The 15,610-nt window shown below is 70.4% G+C and carries 13 protein-coding genes; 10 read left to right on the forward strand and 3 right to left on the reverse strand.

Features of this window, described 5'->3' with window-relative positions; all coding sequences use genetic code 11:
- Window positions 1-82 precede the first annotated feature (82 nt).
- From ureA to cimA, 6 genes are all read left to right on the forward strand, one after another.
- On the forward strand, window positions 83-766 hold the full coding sequence (ureA, locus tag OG709_RS26255; RefSeq protein ID WP_250297629.1) for an urease subunit gamma: 684 nt from the start codon (window positions 83-85) through the stop codon (window positions 764-766).
- Window positions 763-2,427 (forward strand): urease subunit alpha, encoded by a 1,665-nt coding sequence (locus OG709_RS26260; RefSeq protein ID WP_250297628.1) that lies wholly within the window; start codon window positions 763-765, stop codon window positions 2,425-2,427. Before ureA ends, OG709_RS26260 begins: the two co-directional genes overlap by 4 nt.
- Before the next feature lie 106 nt (window positions 2,428-2,533).
- A complete protein-coding gene (locus tag OG709_RS26265; protein WP_326693931.1) occupies window positions 2,534-3,547 on the forward strand; it encodes an agmatine deiminase family protein in 1,014 nt (337 codons plus the stop codon).
- A gap of 61 nt (window positions 3,548-3,608) precedes the next feature.
- Window positions 3,609-4,211, forward strand: a complete 603-nt coding sequence (locus tag OG709_RS26270) for a TetR/AcrR family transcriptional regulator (RefSeq protein ID WP_250297626.1) — start codon at window positions 3,609-3,611, stop codon at window positions 4,209-4,211.
- Between the two features lie 97 nt (window positions 4,212-4,308).
- Window positions 4,309-5,712 carry an MFS transporter gene (locus OG709_RS26275; protein WP_250297625.1) on the forward strand — a complete coding sequence of 468 codons (1,404 nt, stop codon included), beginning with the start codon at window positions 4,309-4,311 and terminating at the stop codon, window positions 5,710-5,712.
- A 279-nt stretch (window positions 5,713-5,991) separates the two neighbouring features.
- A complete protein-coding gene (gene cimA / locus OG709_RS26280; RefSeq protein WP_250297624.1) occupies window positions 5,992-7,599 on the forward strand; it encodes a citramalate synthase in 1,608 nt (535 codons plus the stop codon).
- 59 nt (window positions 7,600-7,658) lie between these two features.
- Here the strand turns inward: cimA and OG709_RS26285 are convergent, their stop codons facing one another.
- The gene (locus tag OG709_RS26285) at window positions 7,659-7,790 is read right to left on the reverse strand and encodes a DUF397 domain-containing protein (protein WP_443068551.1); all 132 of its coding nucleotides are present in this window, start codon (window positions 7,788-7,790) and stop codon (window positions 7,659-7,661) included.
- Between the two features lie 36 nt (window positions 7,791-7,826).
- Window positions 7,827-8,996 carry an MFS transporter gene (locus OG709_RS26290; RefSeq protein ID WP_329167773.1) on the reverse strand — a complete coding sequence of 390 codons (1,170 nt, stop codon included), beginning with the start codon at window positions 8,994-8,996 and terminating at the stop codon, window positions 7,827-7,829.
- A gap of 56 nt (window positions 8,997-9,052) precedes the next feature.
- Between OG709_RS26290 and OG709_RS26295 the strand changes: the two genes are divergently transcribed.
- Window positions 9,053-9,595, forward strand: a complete 543-nt coding sequence (locus tag OG709_RS26295; RefSeq protein ID WP_266640584.1) for a CGNR zinc finger domain-containing protein — start codon at window positions 9,053-9,055, stop codon at window positions 9,593-9,595.
- Here the strand turns inward: OG709_RS26295 and OG709_RS26300 are convergent.
- Complete coding sequence (locus OG709_RS26300) at window positions 9,582-10,190, reverse strand: YceI family protein (protein WP_250297620.1); 609 nt, start codon at window positions 10,188-10,190, stop codon at window positions 9,582-9,584. The genes OG709_RS26295 and OG709_RS26300 overlap by 14 nt on opposite strands.
- Window positions 10,191-10,468: 278 nt before the next feature.
- Between OG709_RS26300 and OG709_RS26305 the strand changes: the two genes are divergently transcribed.
- The 3 genes from OG709_RS26305 to OG709_RS26315 all read left to right on the forward strand — a co-directional run bounded on the left by OG709_RS26305 (window position 10,469) and on the right by OG709_RS26315 (window position 15,609).
- Complete coding sequence (locus tag OG709_RS26305; RefSeq protein ID WP_266640582.1) at window positions 10,469-10,918, forward strand: RICIN domain-containing protein; 450 nt, start codon at window positions 10,469-10,471, stop codon at window positions 10,916-10,918.
- 220 nt (window positions 10,919-11,138) lie between these two features.
- On the forward strand, window positions 11,139-11,648 hold the full coding sequence (locus OG709_RS26310; RefSeq protein ID WP_250297618.1) for a hypothetical protein: 510 nt from the start codon (window positions 11,139-11,141) through the stop codon (window positions 11,646-11,648).
- A 115-nt stretch (window positions 11,649-11,763) separates the two neighbouring features.
- On the forward strand, window positions 11,764-15,609 hold the full coding sequence (locus OG709_RS26315; RefSeq protein ID WP_326693928.1) for an endo-alpha-N-acetylgalactosaminidase family protein: 3,846 nt from the start codon (window positions 11,764-11,766) through the stop codon (window positions 15,607-15,609).
- Window position 15,610: the final 1 nt, after the last annotated feature.

Raw genomic sequence — 15,610 nt, forward strand, 5'->3', positions numbered from 1 at the left:
TGACATGTCAATGGATTCCGTTCTTTCTTTAACCGAAACATGAAGTTAGAGTGACGATCTAACTCATGGAGGTGGGTGCGACGTGAGACTGACCCCGACGGAACGCGACCGGCTGCTGCTCTTCGGCGCCGCGGAGCTGGCGCGGGCGCGCCGGGCGCGCGGACTGCTGCTCAATGTCCCCGAGGCGACCGCACTGATCGCCGACACCGTCTGCGAGGCGGCCCGGGACGGCCGGCGGCTCGCCGAGGCGATCGAGGCGGCCCGTGCGGTGCTCGGCCCCGGTGATGTGCTGCCCGGTGTCGCCGATGTCGTCACCGAGGTGCACGTCGAGGCCGTCTTCGACGACGGCTCGCGGCTCGCCGTGGTCGCCGACCCCATCGGCGGCGGCTCGCTGGGCGAGGACGCCCCCGGCGCGGTGCTGTCCGGGCCCGGCTACCCGGACCCCGTCCCCGAGGTGACGCTGACCGTACGGAACACCGCGTCCGTGCCGGTCAGCGTCACCTCGCACTTCCACTTCTTCGAGGCCAACCCCCGGCTGGACTTCGACCGGGCCGCCGGATACGGCAGGCGGCTGTGCGTGCCCGCGGGGTCGTCCGTGCGGTTCGGACCGGGGGAGAGCGCCGAGGTGCCACTGACCGCGATCGGCGGCGACCGGATCGCGATCGGTTTCGCCGGGCTGGTCGACGGACCGCTGGACGCGCCCGGCGCGAAGGAAGAGGCCCTGCGGCGCGCGGCGGCCTGCGGATACCTGGGAGCCGGACGATGAGTGAGTACGCGGCAGTGCACGGGCCCCGGGCCGGTGACCGGGTGCGCCTCGGCGACTCCGGCCTGACCGTCCGGGTCGAGTCCGACGCCCAGCGGCCGGGCGACGAATTCCTCGCCGGGTTCGGCAAGACCGCCCGCGACGGACTGCACCTCAAGGCCGCCGCCGTACGCGACACCTGCGACGTCGTGATCAGCAACGTGCTGGTGATCGACGCGGTGCAGGGCATCCGCAAGGTCTCCATCGGCATCCGGGAGGGCCGGATCGCGGCGATCGGGCGGGCCGGGAACCCCGACACCCTCGACGGGGTCGACGTCGTGGTCGGCACCGGCACCTCGATCGTCTCGGGCGAGGGGCTGATCGCCACCGCCGGAGCCGTCGACGCGCACGTCCATCTCCTCTCGCCGCGCATCATGGAGGCCTCGCTGGCCTCCGGGGTGACGACGATCATCGGCCAGGAGTTCGGCCCGGTCTGGGGCGTCGGTGTCAACTCGCCCTGGGCGCTGCGCCACGCCTTCAACGCCTTCGACGCCTGGCCGGTCAACATCGGCTTCCTGGCCCGCGGTTCGTCCTCCGACTCCGCGCCCCTGGTGGAGGCGCTCGCCGAGGGCGGCGCGTCAGGCTTCAAGGTGCACGAGGACATGGGGGCGCACACCCGCGCCCTGGACACCGCGCTGCGGGTCGCCGAGGAACACGACGTCCAGGTCGCCCTGCACAGCGACGGACTGAACGAATGCCTGTCGGTCGAGGACACCCTGAGCGTGCTCGAAGGCCGGACGATCCACGCCTTCCACATCGAGGGCTGCGGCGGCGGTCATGTGCCGAACGTGCTGAAGATGGCCGGCGTCCCCAACGTCATCGGCTCGTCCACCAACCCGACGCTGCCCTTCGGCCGGGACGCGGTCGCCGAGCACTACGGGATGATCGTCTCCGTACACGACCTCAAGACCGATCTGCCCGGCGACGCCGCCATGGCCCGCGACCGCATCCGCGCCGGGACGATGGGCGCCGAGGACGTCCTGCACGACCTGGGCGCCATCGGGATCACCTCGTCGGACGCGCAGGGCATGGGACGGGCGGGCGAGACCGTGCGGCGGACCTTCGCCATGGCCGGGAAGATGAAGGCGGAGCGCGGCGCGGAGGGCGACGACGACAACGCGCGCGTGCTGCGGTACATGGCGAAGCTGACCATCAACCCCGCCATCGCGCACGGCCTCGCCCACGAGATCGGCTCGATCGAGACCGGCAAGCTCGCCGACATCGTGCTCTGGCGGCCCGACTCCTTCGGCGCGAAGCCGCAGCTCGTCCTCAAGTCGGGTTTCCCGGCGTACGGGGTGACGGGCGACCCGAACGCGGCGACCGACACCTGCCAGCCCCTGATCCTGGGCCCGCAGTTCGGCTCGTACGGCGCCACGGCGGCGGATCTCTCCGTGGCCTTCGTGGCGCAGGCGGCCCTCGACCAGGGCAACGACCACATGCCGACCCGCAGGCGCCGGGTCGCCGTGCGCGGCACCCGCGGTATCGGCCCCGCGGATCTGCGGCTCAACAGCCGTACCGGACAGGTGGACGTCGACCAGCGCACCGGGCTCGTCACGCTCGACGGCGACCCGCTGGAGTCGCGGCCCGCCGAGTCCGTCTCCCTCAACCGCCTCTACTTCCTGTAGCAGTCCCCGAATCCGCGCAAGGACACGCCCGCCAGTTCCCGAGTCCCCGCAAGGACACGCCCCCCCCGCACGAGTCCAGCTCTCCCGTACGAAACCGAGGACCGTCATGTTCCGTATGCCCCCCGAATGGGCCCCGCACGAGCGCACCTGGATGGCCTGGCCCGGACCCAACCCCACCTTCGACGGTGCGGTGGACCTGGCGCAGGCGCGCCGGGCCTGGGCCGACGTGGCCCGTGCGGTGCGCCGCTTCGAACCGGTGACGATGGTCGTCGGCCCCGGCCAGTCGGAGGGGGCCCGCGCGCTGCTCGGCCCGGACATCGCGCTGGCCGAGCGCGAGCTGGACGACGCCTGGATGCGGGACATCGGCCCGACCTTCGTCACCGACGGGCGGCAGCTGGCTGCCGTCGACTGGACGTTCAACGGCTGGGGTGCGCAGAGCTGGGCCCGCTGGGAGCACGACGCGAAGATCGCCGCCGAGGTCTCCGGGCTGGCCGGGGCGCAGACGCACACCTCGGCGCTGGTCAACGAGGGCGGCGCGATCCACGTCGACGGGGAGGGCACGGTCCTGCTCACCGAGACCGTCCAGCTCGGCCCGGAACGCAACCCCGGCTGGACGCGCGAGCAGGTCGAGGCGGAGATCCATGCCCGGCTCGGCACCACGAAGGCGATCTGGCTGCCGCGTGGACTGAGCGGCGACTACGGGGAGTTCGGCACCCGGGGCCATGTCGACATCGTCGCCGCGTTCGTCCGGCCCGGCGTGGTCGTCGCGCACACCCAGCCCGACCCCGCCCACCCCGACCACGCGCTCTGCCGGGACATCGTGGCCCGGCTCCGCTCGGAGACGGACGCCAAGGGGCGCCCGCTGGAAGTGGTGGAGGTACAGGCGCCGACGGTCCTGGAGGCCGACGGCGAGTGGGTCGACTACTCGTACATCAACCACTACCTCTGCAACGGCGGGGTGGTGCTCTGCTCGTTCGACGACCCCAGGGACGAGGCCGCTGCCGGGATCTTCCGCGCGCTGTTCCCGGACCGGACCGTGGTGCAGGCCGACGCCAGGACGATCTTCGCGGGCGGCGGCGGCATCCACTGCATCACCCAGCAGCAGCCCGCCGTCGGCTGACCGCGCTCACGGCACGAACCCGTACCCCGAACGCATACCCCGAGCCCATATTCTGAGCCCCATGAACGAACCGGCGGCCCGCGCGCGCAAGAACGCCCCGCCCCGTGAGAGCGTCCTGGCCGCCGCCATGGCGAGCATCGCCGACCGCGGTCTGGAGAAACTCACCATGGCGGGGCTCGGCCGCGAGGTCGGGATGAGCAGCGGGCACCTCCTCTACTACTTCCGCACCAAGGACGAACTGCTCCTCCAGACCCTCGAATGGAGCGAGGAGCAGCTCGGCATGGACCGCCGGTCGGCACTGGCCCGGCAGGTTCCGGTCCGCGAACGGCTCGACGCCTTCGTCGACCTGTACATCCCGGCGGGGCCCCGTGACCCGCACTGGTCGCTCTGGCTCGAACTGTGGAACCGCGCGCACGGTGTGGACGACGACACCCGCGCGCGGCTCCTCGACATCGAGCTGTCCTGGCACCGCGACCTGGTCGCCCTGCTGGTCGAGGGCGCCTCGCGCGGTGAGCTGAAGGCCGTGGACACCGAGCGGTTCGCCACCCGGATAAGGGCGCTGCTCGACGGATTCAGCACCCATGTCGCGATGGCGCTGCCCGGTTCGGACCGGGCCCAGGTCCTGGCCCACGTGGGGGAGTTCCTCGACGAGGCACTCGGCTGAGGCCGCGCTGTCGCGAACGCAACGCACGCAAGTACGCGTGATCGTTGCGTACCGCCCTCTTGTGGCCCTTCCGGCGGCTCCGTCACCGTGAACTCCCATGGGACGAGAGCAGTGGAAGAAGATCTGGGTCGGCTCGGCCGGCAACATGGTCGAGTGGTTCGACTGGTTCGTGTACGCCACCTTCGCGGTGTACTTCGCCGACGCGTTCTTCCCCGAGGGGAACGAGACCGCGAACCTCATGAACACCATGGGGATCTTCGCCGTGGGGTTCTTCATGCGGCCGGTCGGCGGCTGGCTGCTCGGCCGGATCGGTGACCGCAGAGGCCGCAAGGCCGCCCTGACCCTCACCGTCACCCTGATGTCGGCCTCCGCGATCCTGATCGCGGTGGCGCCCACGTACGAGGTCGCCGGGTACGGCGGCGTCGCCGTCCTGCTGGTCGCCCGGCTGCTCCAGGGGCTGTCGGTCGGCGGTGAGTACGCGGCCAGCGCCACCTACCTCACCGAGGCGTCCACCGCCGACAGGCGCGGGTTCGCCTCCAGCTTCCAGTACGTGTCCATGACCGCGGGCCAACTGGTGGGCCTGGGGCTCCAGATCGTGCTCCAGCGCACCATGTCCGGGGACGCGCTGCACAGCTGGGGCTGGCGCATCCCGTTCATCGTCGGGGCCGTCGGCGCGGGCATCGTCTTCTACCTGCGGCGCTCCATGCTGGAGACCGAGGTGTACGAGGAGTCCGGCGCGGCGGCGGACGAGAGCCGCGGCACGCTCAAGGCGCTGTGGGAGCACCGGCGTGAGGCGGCGCTGGTGATGGCGCTGACGATGGGCGGCACGGTGGCGTACTACACGTACACCACGTACCTCACCAAGTTCCTCTCCTCCAGCGCGGGCATGGCCAGGTCGACCGCCTCGCTGGTCAGTTTCTGCGCGCTGTTCGTCTTCATGTGTCTCCAGCCACTGGCGGGCCTCCTCGCCGACCGGATCGGCCGCCGCCCGCTGCTGATCACGTTCGCGGTCGGGTCGACGTTCCTGACCGTGCCGATCATGACGATGCTCAAGCACGCGGGAACGTTCTGGCCCGCCTTCGGCCTGGCGCTGCTCGCGCTGGTCATCGTCACCGGGTACACCTCGATCAACGCCTGCGTGAAGGCGGAACTCTTCCCGACGGGCATCCGGGCGCTGGGGGTGGCGCTGCCCTACGCGGTGGCCAACGCGCTGTTCGGCGGGACCGCGGAGTACGTGGCGCTGTGGTTCAAGAAGGCGGGCATCGAGTCGGGGTTCTACTGGTACGTGGCCGGGTGCGCGGCGGTGTCCCTGGTGGTCTATCTCACGATGCGGGAGACGCGGGACATCGACCTGCACGGAAATCCGGCCCGTCCGGGGACGGAAAGCCGAGCCCGTCCGGCGACCGAAAATCAAGCCCGTCCGGCGATTGAGGACACAGGGGGTCCAGGGGCTCGCCCCCGGTTCACCGACCTGCCGCCGACCATCCCGCCCGCATCGTGAGACCCCCTCGGCCGGGCGCAGCCCATGTGGCACACTGCGACCGTGTCTTCGTTCGCCATGATTATCGGCAGCAGGCGCGCCGGTCCGCAGTGACCGCAGCCGTACCACCACGTACGGCGCGGCCATCGAGCCCCAGACCCGCGCGCTAACCCTTCGCACCCGCGAGGGGTTTTTTCGTTTCCAGGCCCCACCTCGGCCGGGAACGGGGAGCACGCGAAGATGGGGGCAAGTGGAGCCAGACATTCCGGGATCCACCCACCCGACAGGAGTCAGATCAGCATGACCACAGAGGCCAAGGCCACGGACGACAGTTTCCATGTCTTCGACACCACGCTGCGCGACGGGGCCCAGCGCGAAGGCATCAACCTCACTGTCTCGGACAAGCTGACGATCGCCCGGCACCTCGATGACTTCGGTGTGGGCTTCATCGAGGGCGGCTGGCCCGGCGCCAACCCCCGCGACACGGAGTTCTTCGCCCGCGCCCGGACCGAGATCGACTTCAAGCACGCGGAGCTGGTCGCCTTCGGCGCCACCCGCAGGCCGAACACCCCCGCCGAGAACGACCCGCAGCTCAAGGCGCTCCTCGACTCGGGCGCCCCGGTGATCACCCTCGTCGCCAAGTCCCACGACCGGCATGTGGAACTGGCCCTGCGCACCACCCTCGAAGAGAACCTGGCCATGGTGCGGGACTCCGTCACCTACCTCCGTGCCCAGGGCCGCCGGGTCTTCCTCGACTGCGAGCACTTCTTCGACGGTTACAAGGTCAACCCGGAGTACGCGAAGTCCGTCGTACGGGCCGCTGCCGAGGCCGGCGCCGACGTGGTCATCCTCTGCGACACCAACGGCGGGATGCTGCCCGCCCAGATCCAGGCCGTCGTGGCCACGGTCCTCGCCGACACCGGCGCGCGCCTGGGCATCCACGCCCAGGACGACACCGGCTGCGCCGTCGCCAACACCCTGGCCGCGGTGGACGCGGGCGCGACCCACGTGCAGTGCACGGCGAACGGCTACGGCGAGCGCGTCGGCAACGCCAACCTCTTCCCGGTCGTCGCCGCGCTGGAACTCAAGTACGGCAAGACCGTCGTCCCCGAGGGCGCGCTGGCCGAGATGACCCGTATCTCGCACGCCATCGCCGAGGTCGTCAACCTCACCCCCTCCACCCACCAGCCGTACGTGGGCGTCTCCGCCTTCGCGCACAAGGCCGGGCTGCACGCCTCCGCGATCAAGGTCGACCCCGACCTGTACCAGCACATCGCCCCCGAGCAGGTCGGCAACACCATGCGGATGCTGGTCTCCGACATGGCGGGCCGCGCGTCGATCGAGCTGAAGGGCAAGGAGCTCGGCATCGACCTGAGCGGCGACCGCGAGCTGGTCGGCCGCGTCGTCGACCGGGTCAAGGAGCGTGAACTCCAGGGCTACACCTACGAAGCCGCCGACGCCTCCTTCGAACTGCTGCTCCGCGAGGAGGCCGAGGGGCGCGCCCGCCGCTACTTCCGCGTCGAGTCCTGGCGCGCGATCGTGGAGACCCGCCCCGACGGTACGCACGCCAACGAGGCGACGGTGAAGCTCTGGGCGAAGAGCGAGCGCATCGTGGCCACCGCGGAGGGCAACGGCCCGGTCAACGCACTGGACCGGGCGCTCCGGGTGGCCCTGGAGCGGATCTACCCGCAGCTCGCGAAGTTGCAGCTGACCGACTACAAGGTCCGCATCCTGGAGGGCAGGCAGGGCACGGACTCCACGACCCGGGTACTGATCACCACGAGCGACGGCGAAGGCGACTGGTCGACGGTGGGCGTCGCGGAGAACGTGATCGCGGCGTCCTGGCAGTCGCTGGAGGACGCGTACACGTACGGCCTGCTGCGGGCGGGCGTCGAACCGCTGGAGTAACGAGCGGAATCCGGCGACGACGCGACTGAAGGGCGGTGCTCCGGCGGGAGTAACGCCCTTCAGCTGTACGTGCGGTGGCGCGGTCGGCGCTCGGCGAGGAAGGCGGCCCAGGCATCGGGCGCGACGGTCAGGACCGGGCCGTCGGTGGGCTTGGAATCGCGGACGCGGACGGCGCGGGGGTGGGCGGACACCCGGACCCGCGAGCCCGGGGCAGGGTGTCCGCGCCCCTACCGGTCGGCATCCGCCGGGGTGAGCACCGTGAAGGCCAGCGTGGCGAGGAGCTGGAATCCGGCGGCCGTCAGGAGCGCGCCGGGCAGTGACCAGGTGGCGAGCGGTCCGGCGAGGGCCGCACCCACCGCGAACCCGGTGAGCTTCAGGCTGGCGCCCGTGGTGAAGATCTGGGCCCGCAACCGGTCGGACGCTTCCCGGTGCCGTACCGCGAAGAGCGCGGCGAGCTGGGGGCCTTCGCCCGCGCCGGTCAGTACGACGGCGGCAATGAGGAGTACAGGAACGCCGGTTGAGGCGAGCAGCAGCGCGGCGGCGAGGACGAGGGTGCTGTACCGGATGACGCTGTCCGGGCGCATGAGGCCGGGGTGGCGGGCGAGCACGGTGTTGGCTGCGAGGGCACAGACCGCGATGCCGGACAGCAGCAGCGCGCCCCGTCCCGCGTCGCCGAGTACCCGCTCTCCGAGAAGCGGGGTGCAGGCGGTCAGCATGCCCGCGCCCACGCAGGAGAGCGTCGAGGTGGCGGTCGCGCGGGCCAGCGGCCGGGTGTGCGTGAGGGAGCGGAACCCGGAGGCGAGGTCGGTGAGGACAGGGGCGGCCGTCGAGGTGACGCGGCGTGCGGGCAGCGCCCAGGCCGCGGGCAGCGCGAAACAGATCAGCGCGGCGGAAAGGGCCACCCCGGTCGGCGCCCCGGCCGACCCGGCGAGAAGTCCGGCGAGCGCGGGGCCCACCAGGCTCGCGAAACTGAAGGTCATCGCGTCGAGTGCATGGGCGAGAGGAAGCGACTTGCGGCTTGCCGCGTAGGGGAGTTGGGAGGTCCAGCCACCGGACAGCGCGGGGCCCAGCAGCCCCGCGCACGCGGCGATCAGGACGGTGACGGCGACCGGGACGCGGCCCAGGCTTTCGAGGATGACGGCCAGGGCAGCCGCGTACAGGGCGAGCGCCCCGGCCAGTACCCGGCCCGGCCGTTCGGAACGGTCGAGAAGTACGCCGACGAGGGGGCCGCCGACAGCCGCCGAGATCGTGAGACCGGCGAGGAGCGCGGACGCCGAGGAGGGTGATCCGGTGGCGGCGAAGCCCGCCAGCAGCAGGGCGGGACCGGACATCTCGTCACCGGTACGGGCCGCTGTCGCGCCGGCGAGGTACCACCGCAGCATGTAACGCTTTTCCATCACCATCACGTTACGCAGGTAACTCAAAAGTGCGCTAGTTGCGTTACATTGGCCCGGTGCTCACCCCGAACGCCACCACTGAGCGGACCGCAGCGCTCATCAATGTCCTGAACGACGAGAAGGCGACCCCTGATCAGGTCGCCGAGGTGCTGCGCGCACATGGTGAGTCCGGTGAACTGGCTCTGTCTGAGGGGGATATGACGGACCTGCGGCGCGCCGCACGGGCGCTGCGGGAGGTCTTCGAGGCCGCCGACACGGACGGTGCGGCAGCTGCCGTCAACCGCCTCCTGTGCCGCAGCACCGGCAGGCTCCGGCTCACCTCGCACCACGGCAGTACGCCCTGGCACCCCCACCTGGACCGCGACGACGACGCCCCCTGGGGCGAGTGGTTCCTCGCCTCGTCCTGCCTGGCGCTGGCTGTCCGCATCTGGGACCGCCAGCGCCCACCGGGCGGGGTCTGCGCTTCGCCGAGCTGCGGCAACGTCTTCGTGGTGGAGGGGAGCGGACCTGCCCGCCGGTACTGCTCACGCCGATGTGCCACCCGCGAACGCGTGGCGGCCCATCGGCGGAAGAGCGGTACCGGTCTCAGGCAGCCTTGATCGCCGAGATGTCGAAGTTCAGCTTGGCCTTGTCGCTGACCATGACGCCACCGGTCTCCAGCGCCGCGTTCCAGGTCAGGCCCCAGTCGGAGCGCAGGATCTCGGCGCTGCCCTCGAAGCCGACCCGCTGGTTGCCGTAGACGTCGGTGGCCGAGCCGTTGAACTCCAGGTCGATGGAGAGCGGCTTGGTGACGTCCTTGATGGTCAGGTCGCCGACCACGCGGTACGTGTCGCCGCCGAGCTGCTCGGCGCGCGTCGAGCGGAACGTCATGTGCGGGAACTGCTCGGCGTCGAAGAAGTCGCCGCTGCGCAGGTGGCCGTCGCGGTCGGCGATGCCGGTGTCGATGCTCTCGATCTTGATGTCGATCGAGGCGCTGGACTTCGCCGGGTCCGAACCGTCCAGCTGCAGCGTGCCCTCGTGCTCGGCGAAGGAGCCGCGCACGTTGGTGACCATCGCATGACGCACGGTGAAGCCGATGCTGCTGTGCGCCGGGTCGATCGTGTAGGTGCCGGACAGGGCGGCCAGGGCCGGGTCCACCGCGAGGGTGGTGGTGGCGGCCCGGACGGTGTCGTTCTTGCGGTTGAACAGAGCCATGGCTCCTCCTCGGGTGGTGTCTGACGGGATCGCTGACAAGGTTGTTTAACCTTCAACGAGATTCACTGTAGACCCATCTTGTTCAAAGTTCAACATCTTGTCCGGGCGTGCGGACGCACGGGCTCGTCCGGTGCGCTCCTGACACGCCCCCCGCTGAACGGGTGAACGGACTCTTGGGGCGGGTCGGGGCGGGGGAGTCACCACCCGGAGCGCGAGAGCGTTCCCGGCCGGACCGTCGGTCCGACCGCCTGTCGCTCACTTCAAGTGGAGTGCTTGTGATGCGTTTCCGTGCTGTGCTGTCCGTCGCCGCTTCCGCCGCCGCGGCCCTGGCCTTCGCCACCCCCGCCCACGCCGAGGGCGGTGCCTTCCTCATTCGTGACGCACGGAGCGGCCGGTGTCTGACCGTCGAGCACGGGCGGGAGGGTGCGCTCGGGGAGTGCTCGCCCGCGGCGGCGTGGCGGGTCATCCGCCGCGGTGGCGATGAGTTCCAGATCGCCGAGGTCCGTGGCGAGGACCGCTGTCTGCGTCTCGCCCCGGTGCCGATCTTCCCGCCGTTCACCGATGTGGCCCGCTGTGGCGAAGGGCGCGACCTGTGGCAGATCCGCCGGGCCCACGAGGGCTTCGTCATCACCAGCGCACATACCGACCTCAACCTGACCCCGCGCGGTGACCGCGTGGTCGCCGAGCCCGGTTCGCCCGCCGAGTGGCACCTGCAGCCGGTCGACTGACACCCGCCCGCCTGGCGCCCCGGAAGGCTCAACTCGCCTTCCGGGGCGCCTTGTTGCGTGCTCCTGCCCTGTTCGGTGAGGACGTAGCGGACGAGTGCCGTCCGCCCTCTGGCGGACGCGCGTAGAACTGCGGCAGTATCTCTCCCGCGCCACCTGCACAGCTGTCCCACAGACCGCACGGTCCACCAGCAGCACGGTTCACAGCAGGAGGGAATCCCCCATGAAGCTCCGCTCGGTCCTCGGCGCGCTCGCGCTGGTCCTCGGCGTCCTCTTCGCCCCCGGCATCGGCATACTCGGCGGTGCCACCGACGCCTTCGCCGCCACCAAGATCAGCCATGCCACCGCCACCTCGATGTTCAGCTCCTCCGGCATCACCTGGTCCTCCTCAGGTGGCTGCTCCGACCGCAACAACTCCACCTGCACCTCCTTCGACCAGCTCAACTTGGCCACCGCGCAGGGTGCCCAGACGCTGAAGCGCGCCGACGGCTGCGCGACGAACATCACCGGTGGCACCGAGACCGGGCACGCCAGCGGTACCTACTCGCACTGGAACGGCTACAAGCTCGACATCGGCAAGACCACCTGCCTGACGAACTACGTCAAGAACACGTTCGCGTACATCGGTCTGCGCGGCGACGGCTACCCGCAGTGGCAGTCCGGCGCCGGCAATGTGTACGCGGACGAGGGCAGCCACTGGGACGTCACGTTCTACAACTGCGGCGGCTGCTGACCGCACCAGGTCGTTCCGACCGGCTTGGACTTTCGGGCAGTGGTTGTTGGACTGCCGCTGCCCGTAAGGCCGTTGGACATTGACCGGACGGCCGTGGCGCGGATACCTCAGGATCATGTCCCGAAGATTCAGATCGGTGTGCGCGCTCGTCGCCGCCTCCTCAGCCGTATTCGCCCTGGCCGGGCCCGTGTCGTCCGTCTCCGCCGCCGCCCCCGCGGCGGGCGGCGGCGCGGACGCCGTCATCGGCTCGGCCCAGCTCTCGGTCACCGTTGCCAAGGACTTTCCCCGCGTCGTCTCGTACACGGACCGGGGGACCGGAGCGCAGTTGCTCGGCAGTACGCAGCCGGTCACCTCCGTCACCCTGAACGGCAAGGCCTACCCCGTGCAGGTGAAGGGCGCTCCGGCCGTCAAGGCCGCGTCCGCCGCGTACACCCTCACCTTCGACGCGCTGCCCGGCGTCGAGATCGATGCCACCCTCTCGGTCTCCGGGCGGGCCACCACCTTCAAGGTGACGGCCGTCCGCGACACCGCGGCCTTCCGGGTCGGGACCATCGACATCCCCGGCCACGACCTGGTCTCCGTGGGGTCGGACGAGCCCGGCGCCGCCACCGCGTTCACCCGGCTCGACACCGACTCCACCCGCACCGCCGACGTGTTCGGCAAGGTCACCGACAGCACCGCGGCCGACGCCGCACCCGTCGGGGCCTCGTACGCCATCGTCAACACCGGGCAGCTGGCCGCCGCCGTCGAGTCCAACTCCTCGTACGACAAGCCGAGCGGCGCCACCAACGGTGACGCCGCCCGCTTCTGGCACCGTGCGCAGAAGGAGACCGACGGCAGTGTCCGCGTCGGCGTCTGGTCCGGCCAGTGGACCTACCGCGGGGACGGTGCCGCCAAGCCGGAGAGCGGGAACGACCTGCCCTGGGCGAAGGTCGTCGTCACCCCGGACGCCAACGGTGACAAGAAGGTCGACTGGCAGGACGGCGCCGTCGCGTTCCGCTCCATCGGCATCGAACCGAAGGGCGGGAACCAGACACCGGACCGGGTGATCACCCACATCCCGTTCAACTTCGCCAGCCAGGCCACCCACCCCTTCCTGCGCACGCTCGACGACGTCAAGCGCATCTCCCTCGCGACGGACGGCCTGGGCCAGCTCGCGCTGCTGAAGGGGTACCAGTCGGAGGGTCACGACTCGGCGCACCCGGACTACGGCGGCAACTACAACACCCGGGCCGGTGGCCTCACCGACCTCAACAAGCTGCTCAAGGACGGCAAGAAGTGGGGCGCGACCTTCGGCGCGCACATCAACGCCACCGAGGCGTACCCGGTCGCCAACCACTTCGACGACAGCCTCGTGGACAAGACCGCGCAGGGCTGGAACTGGCTGGACCAGAGCTACTACATCGACCAGCGCCACGACATCAACAGCGGCAACCTGGTCGACCGGCTCCAGCAGCTGAGGAACGAGACCGACCCCAACCTCTCCCTGCTCTACCTGGACGTCTACTACACGCACGGCTGGATCGCCGACAAGACGGCCGAGGCGGTGGGCAACCAGGGCTGGAACATGGCCTCCGAGTGGGGCGACAAGTTCGAGCGGAGTTCGCTCTGGTCGCACTGGGCCAATGACCTGGACTACGGCGGCCCCACCAACAAGGGCCTCAACTCGAAGATCATCCGGTTCATCCGGAACGACGAGAAGGACGTCTGGAACAACGACCCGGTGCTCGGTCAGACCGCCATCCAGGAGTTCGAGGGCTGGACCGGCGAGACCGACTGGACGAAGTTCTACGACAACGTCTGGCAGCGTGACCTCCCCGCCAAGTACCTCCAGCACCAGAAGATCACCCGCTGGGACGGCAACGACATCACCTTCACGGGCGGGGTGACCGGCACCGTCAAGGACGGCAAGCGGGCCGTGTACGACCACGGGCGGCAGGTCATCGACGGGACCGACTACCTGATTCCGTGGGACGGCGGCAAGAAGCTGTACCACTACAACCAGACCGGCGGCACGACCAGTTGGGACGTGTCGGGCGCCGGGAAGTACACCGTGTACAAGCTCACCGACAACGGCCGGACCAAGGTCGGCACGGTCAAGCCGGTGCACGGGAAGATCACCTTGACGGCGGACGCGGGTCAGCCGTACGTCCTCTACCCGGACCACGCCCCCAGCCAGGCCGACCCGAAGTGGGGTCAGGACACCCTGGTCAAGGACCCCGGTTTCAACGACGCGCGGCTGAGTGACTGGCAGAAGACCGGCACCGCGGTACGGGACACGGACAGTCAGGGACGCAACAGCGCCGCCCTGTCCGGCACCGGCACCGCCGCCGTCTCCCAGCAGCTCAAGGGCCTCAAGCCGGGCGCCCGTTACTCCGCCTCCGCCTGGATCGAGGTCCAGCCGGGCAAGTCGCGACGTACGACACTCTCGGCGGGCGGCGCGTCGGTGGCCGTCGAACGCTCCACCGCGAAGAACCTGGTCGACGCCTCCGACTGGCACGGCACCTACTTCCAGCGGGCCGCGGTGAACTTCACCGCCCCGAAGAACGGCGCCACGACCTTCCGCATCGAGGCGGCGAAGGGCTCACCGGCCACGGTCAGGCTCGATGACGTCCGGGTGGTGGCCAACGCGCCCACCGTCAAGGCGGGCACGGTCGCGTACGAGGACTTCGAGAACGTCGACCAGGGCTGGGGCCCCTTCCTCAAGGGCGACGCGGGCGGCTCCACGGACCCCCGTACGCACATCGCGCAGAAGCACGCGCCGTACACGCAGGCGGGCTGGAACGGCAAGGCCGTCGACGACGTGATCGGGGGCGGCCAGTCGCTGAAGTCCCACGAGGAGAACACCGGCGTCGTCTACCGGACGGCGCCGTGGACCGTACCGATGACCGACGGCCACGCGTACCAGGTGAAGTTCGACTACCAGTCGAGCGACGCGGGCTCCTACGCCTGGGTCGACGGCTACGACCGCACGTCGGGCTCCGGGGCGAAATCGGTGGAGACCCGGTCCACCCCGATCGGCGAGCAGCGCACCACCGGTCACTTCAGCGAGAACGTCACGGCGGGCTGCGGCGACACCTTCACCGGGCTGCGCAAGCTCGACGGAGCCGCCGCGGGAGCCGACTTCGTCCTGGACAACTTCACCGTCACCGACCTCGGCCCGGCGAGCGAGCAGGCGGCCTGCGGCACGCTCTCCGTGGACCCGGCCGCGCAGACCCTGGAGCCGGGCGCCAAGAACAAGGTCTCGGTGACCTTCGCCAACGACGAGACGACCGCGGCGACCGGCGTCTCGGTGAGCCTGAAGCTCCCCGAGGGCTGGCAGGCGGAGCCCGCGGGCCCCGTCACCTTCGACTCGGTCGCACCGGGCGCCGAGGTCACGGGCGTCTGGCAGGTCACCCCGCCGGTGGACGCCGCGCACCAGCCGTACGAGCTGAGCGCGACGGGCACCTACACGGTCGGCGGCGCCACCAGGAAGCTCACGGCGGCCACCTCGGTCACCACGCTCCCGCCGCCGCCGGTCAAGGACACCTACGCGAGCGATCTCGACTGGACGTCCATGGAGAACGGCTGGGGACCCGCCGAGAAGGACCAGGAGAACGGCGAGCAGGCCGCCGGTGACGGCAAGCCGCTGACCGTCAACGGTGTGGTCTTCGCCAAGGGTCTCGGCACCGCGTCGCCCGGCACGATCCGCTACTACCTCGGCGGTCAGTGCACCTCCTTCACCGCCCAGGTGGGCCAGGACGCCTCGCAGGGGACCCGTGGCAGCGTCCAGTTCATCGTGTCCGCCGACGGCACGGAGAAGGTGAAGTCGCCGGTCCTCAAGGGCGCCGACGACGCCTGGTCGCTGACGGCCGACGTGACCGGCGCCAAGTACGTCGATCTGGTGACCGGCGACGGTGGCGACGGCCCCGGCAACGATCACGCGGACTGGGGTGACGCCCGCTTCCACTGCGGAGGCTGAC

Source organism: Streptomyces sp. NBC_01267 (assembly GCF_036241575.1).
In the GTDB taxonomy this organism is placed as follows: Bacteria; Actinomycetota; Actinomycetes; order Streptomycetales; family Streptomycetaceae; genus Streptomyces.

Bases quoted from the DNA above. Each gene is read 5' to 3' on its own strand.
- OG709_RS26275 (WP_250297625.1), top strand. From the start codon at position 4,309: ATGGGACGAGAGCAGTGGAAGAAGATCTGGGTCGGCTCGGCCGGCAAC.
- OG709_RS26270 (WP_250297626.1), top strand. From the start codon at position 3,609: ATGAACGAACCGGCGGCCCGCGCGCGCAAGAACGCCCCGCCCCGTGAG.
- OG709_RS26310 (WP_250297618.1), top strand. From the start codon at position 11,139: ATGAAGCTCCGCTCGGTCCTCGGCGCGCTCGCGCTGGTCCTCGGCGTC.
- OG709_RS26265 (WP_326693931.1), top strand. From the start codon at position 2,534: ATGTTCCGTATGCCCCCCGAATGGGCCCCGCACGAGCGCACCTGGATG.
- OG709_RS26305 (WP_266640582.1), top strand. From the start codon at position 10,469: ATGCGTTTCCGTGCTGTGCTGTCCGTCGCCGCTTCCGCCGCCGCGGCC.
- cimA (WP_250297624.1), top strand. From the start codon at position 5,992: ATGACCACAGAGGCCAAGGCCACGGACGACAGTTTCCATGTCTTCGAC.
- OG709_RS26290 (WP_329167773.1), bottom strand. From the start codon at position 8,996: ATGGAAAAGCGTTACATGCTGCGGTGGTACCTCGCCGGCGCGACAGCG.
- OG709_RS26300 (WP_250297620.1), bottom strand. From the start codon at position 10,190: ATGGCTCTGTTCAACCGCAAGAACGACACCGTCCGGGCCGCCACCACC.
- OG709_RS26260 (WP_250297628.1), top strand. From the start codon at position 763: ATGAGTGAGTACGCGGCAGTGCACGGGCCCCGGGCCGGTGACCGGGTG.
- OG709_RS26315 (WP_326693928.1), top strand. From the start codon at position 11,764: ATGTCCCGAAGATTCAGATCGGTGTGCGCGCTCGTCGCCGCCTCCTCA.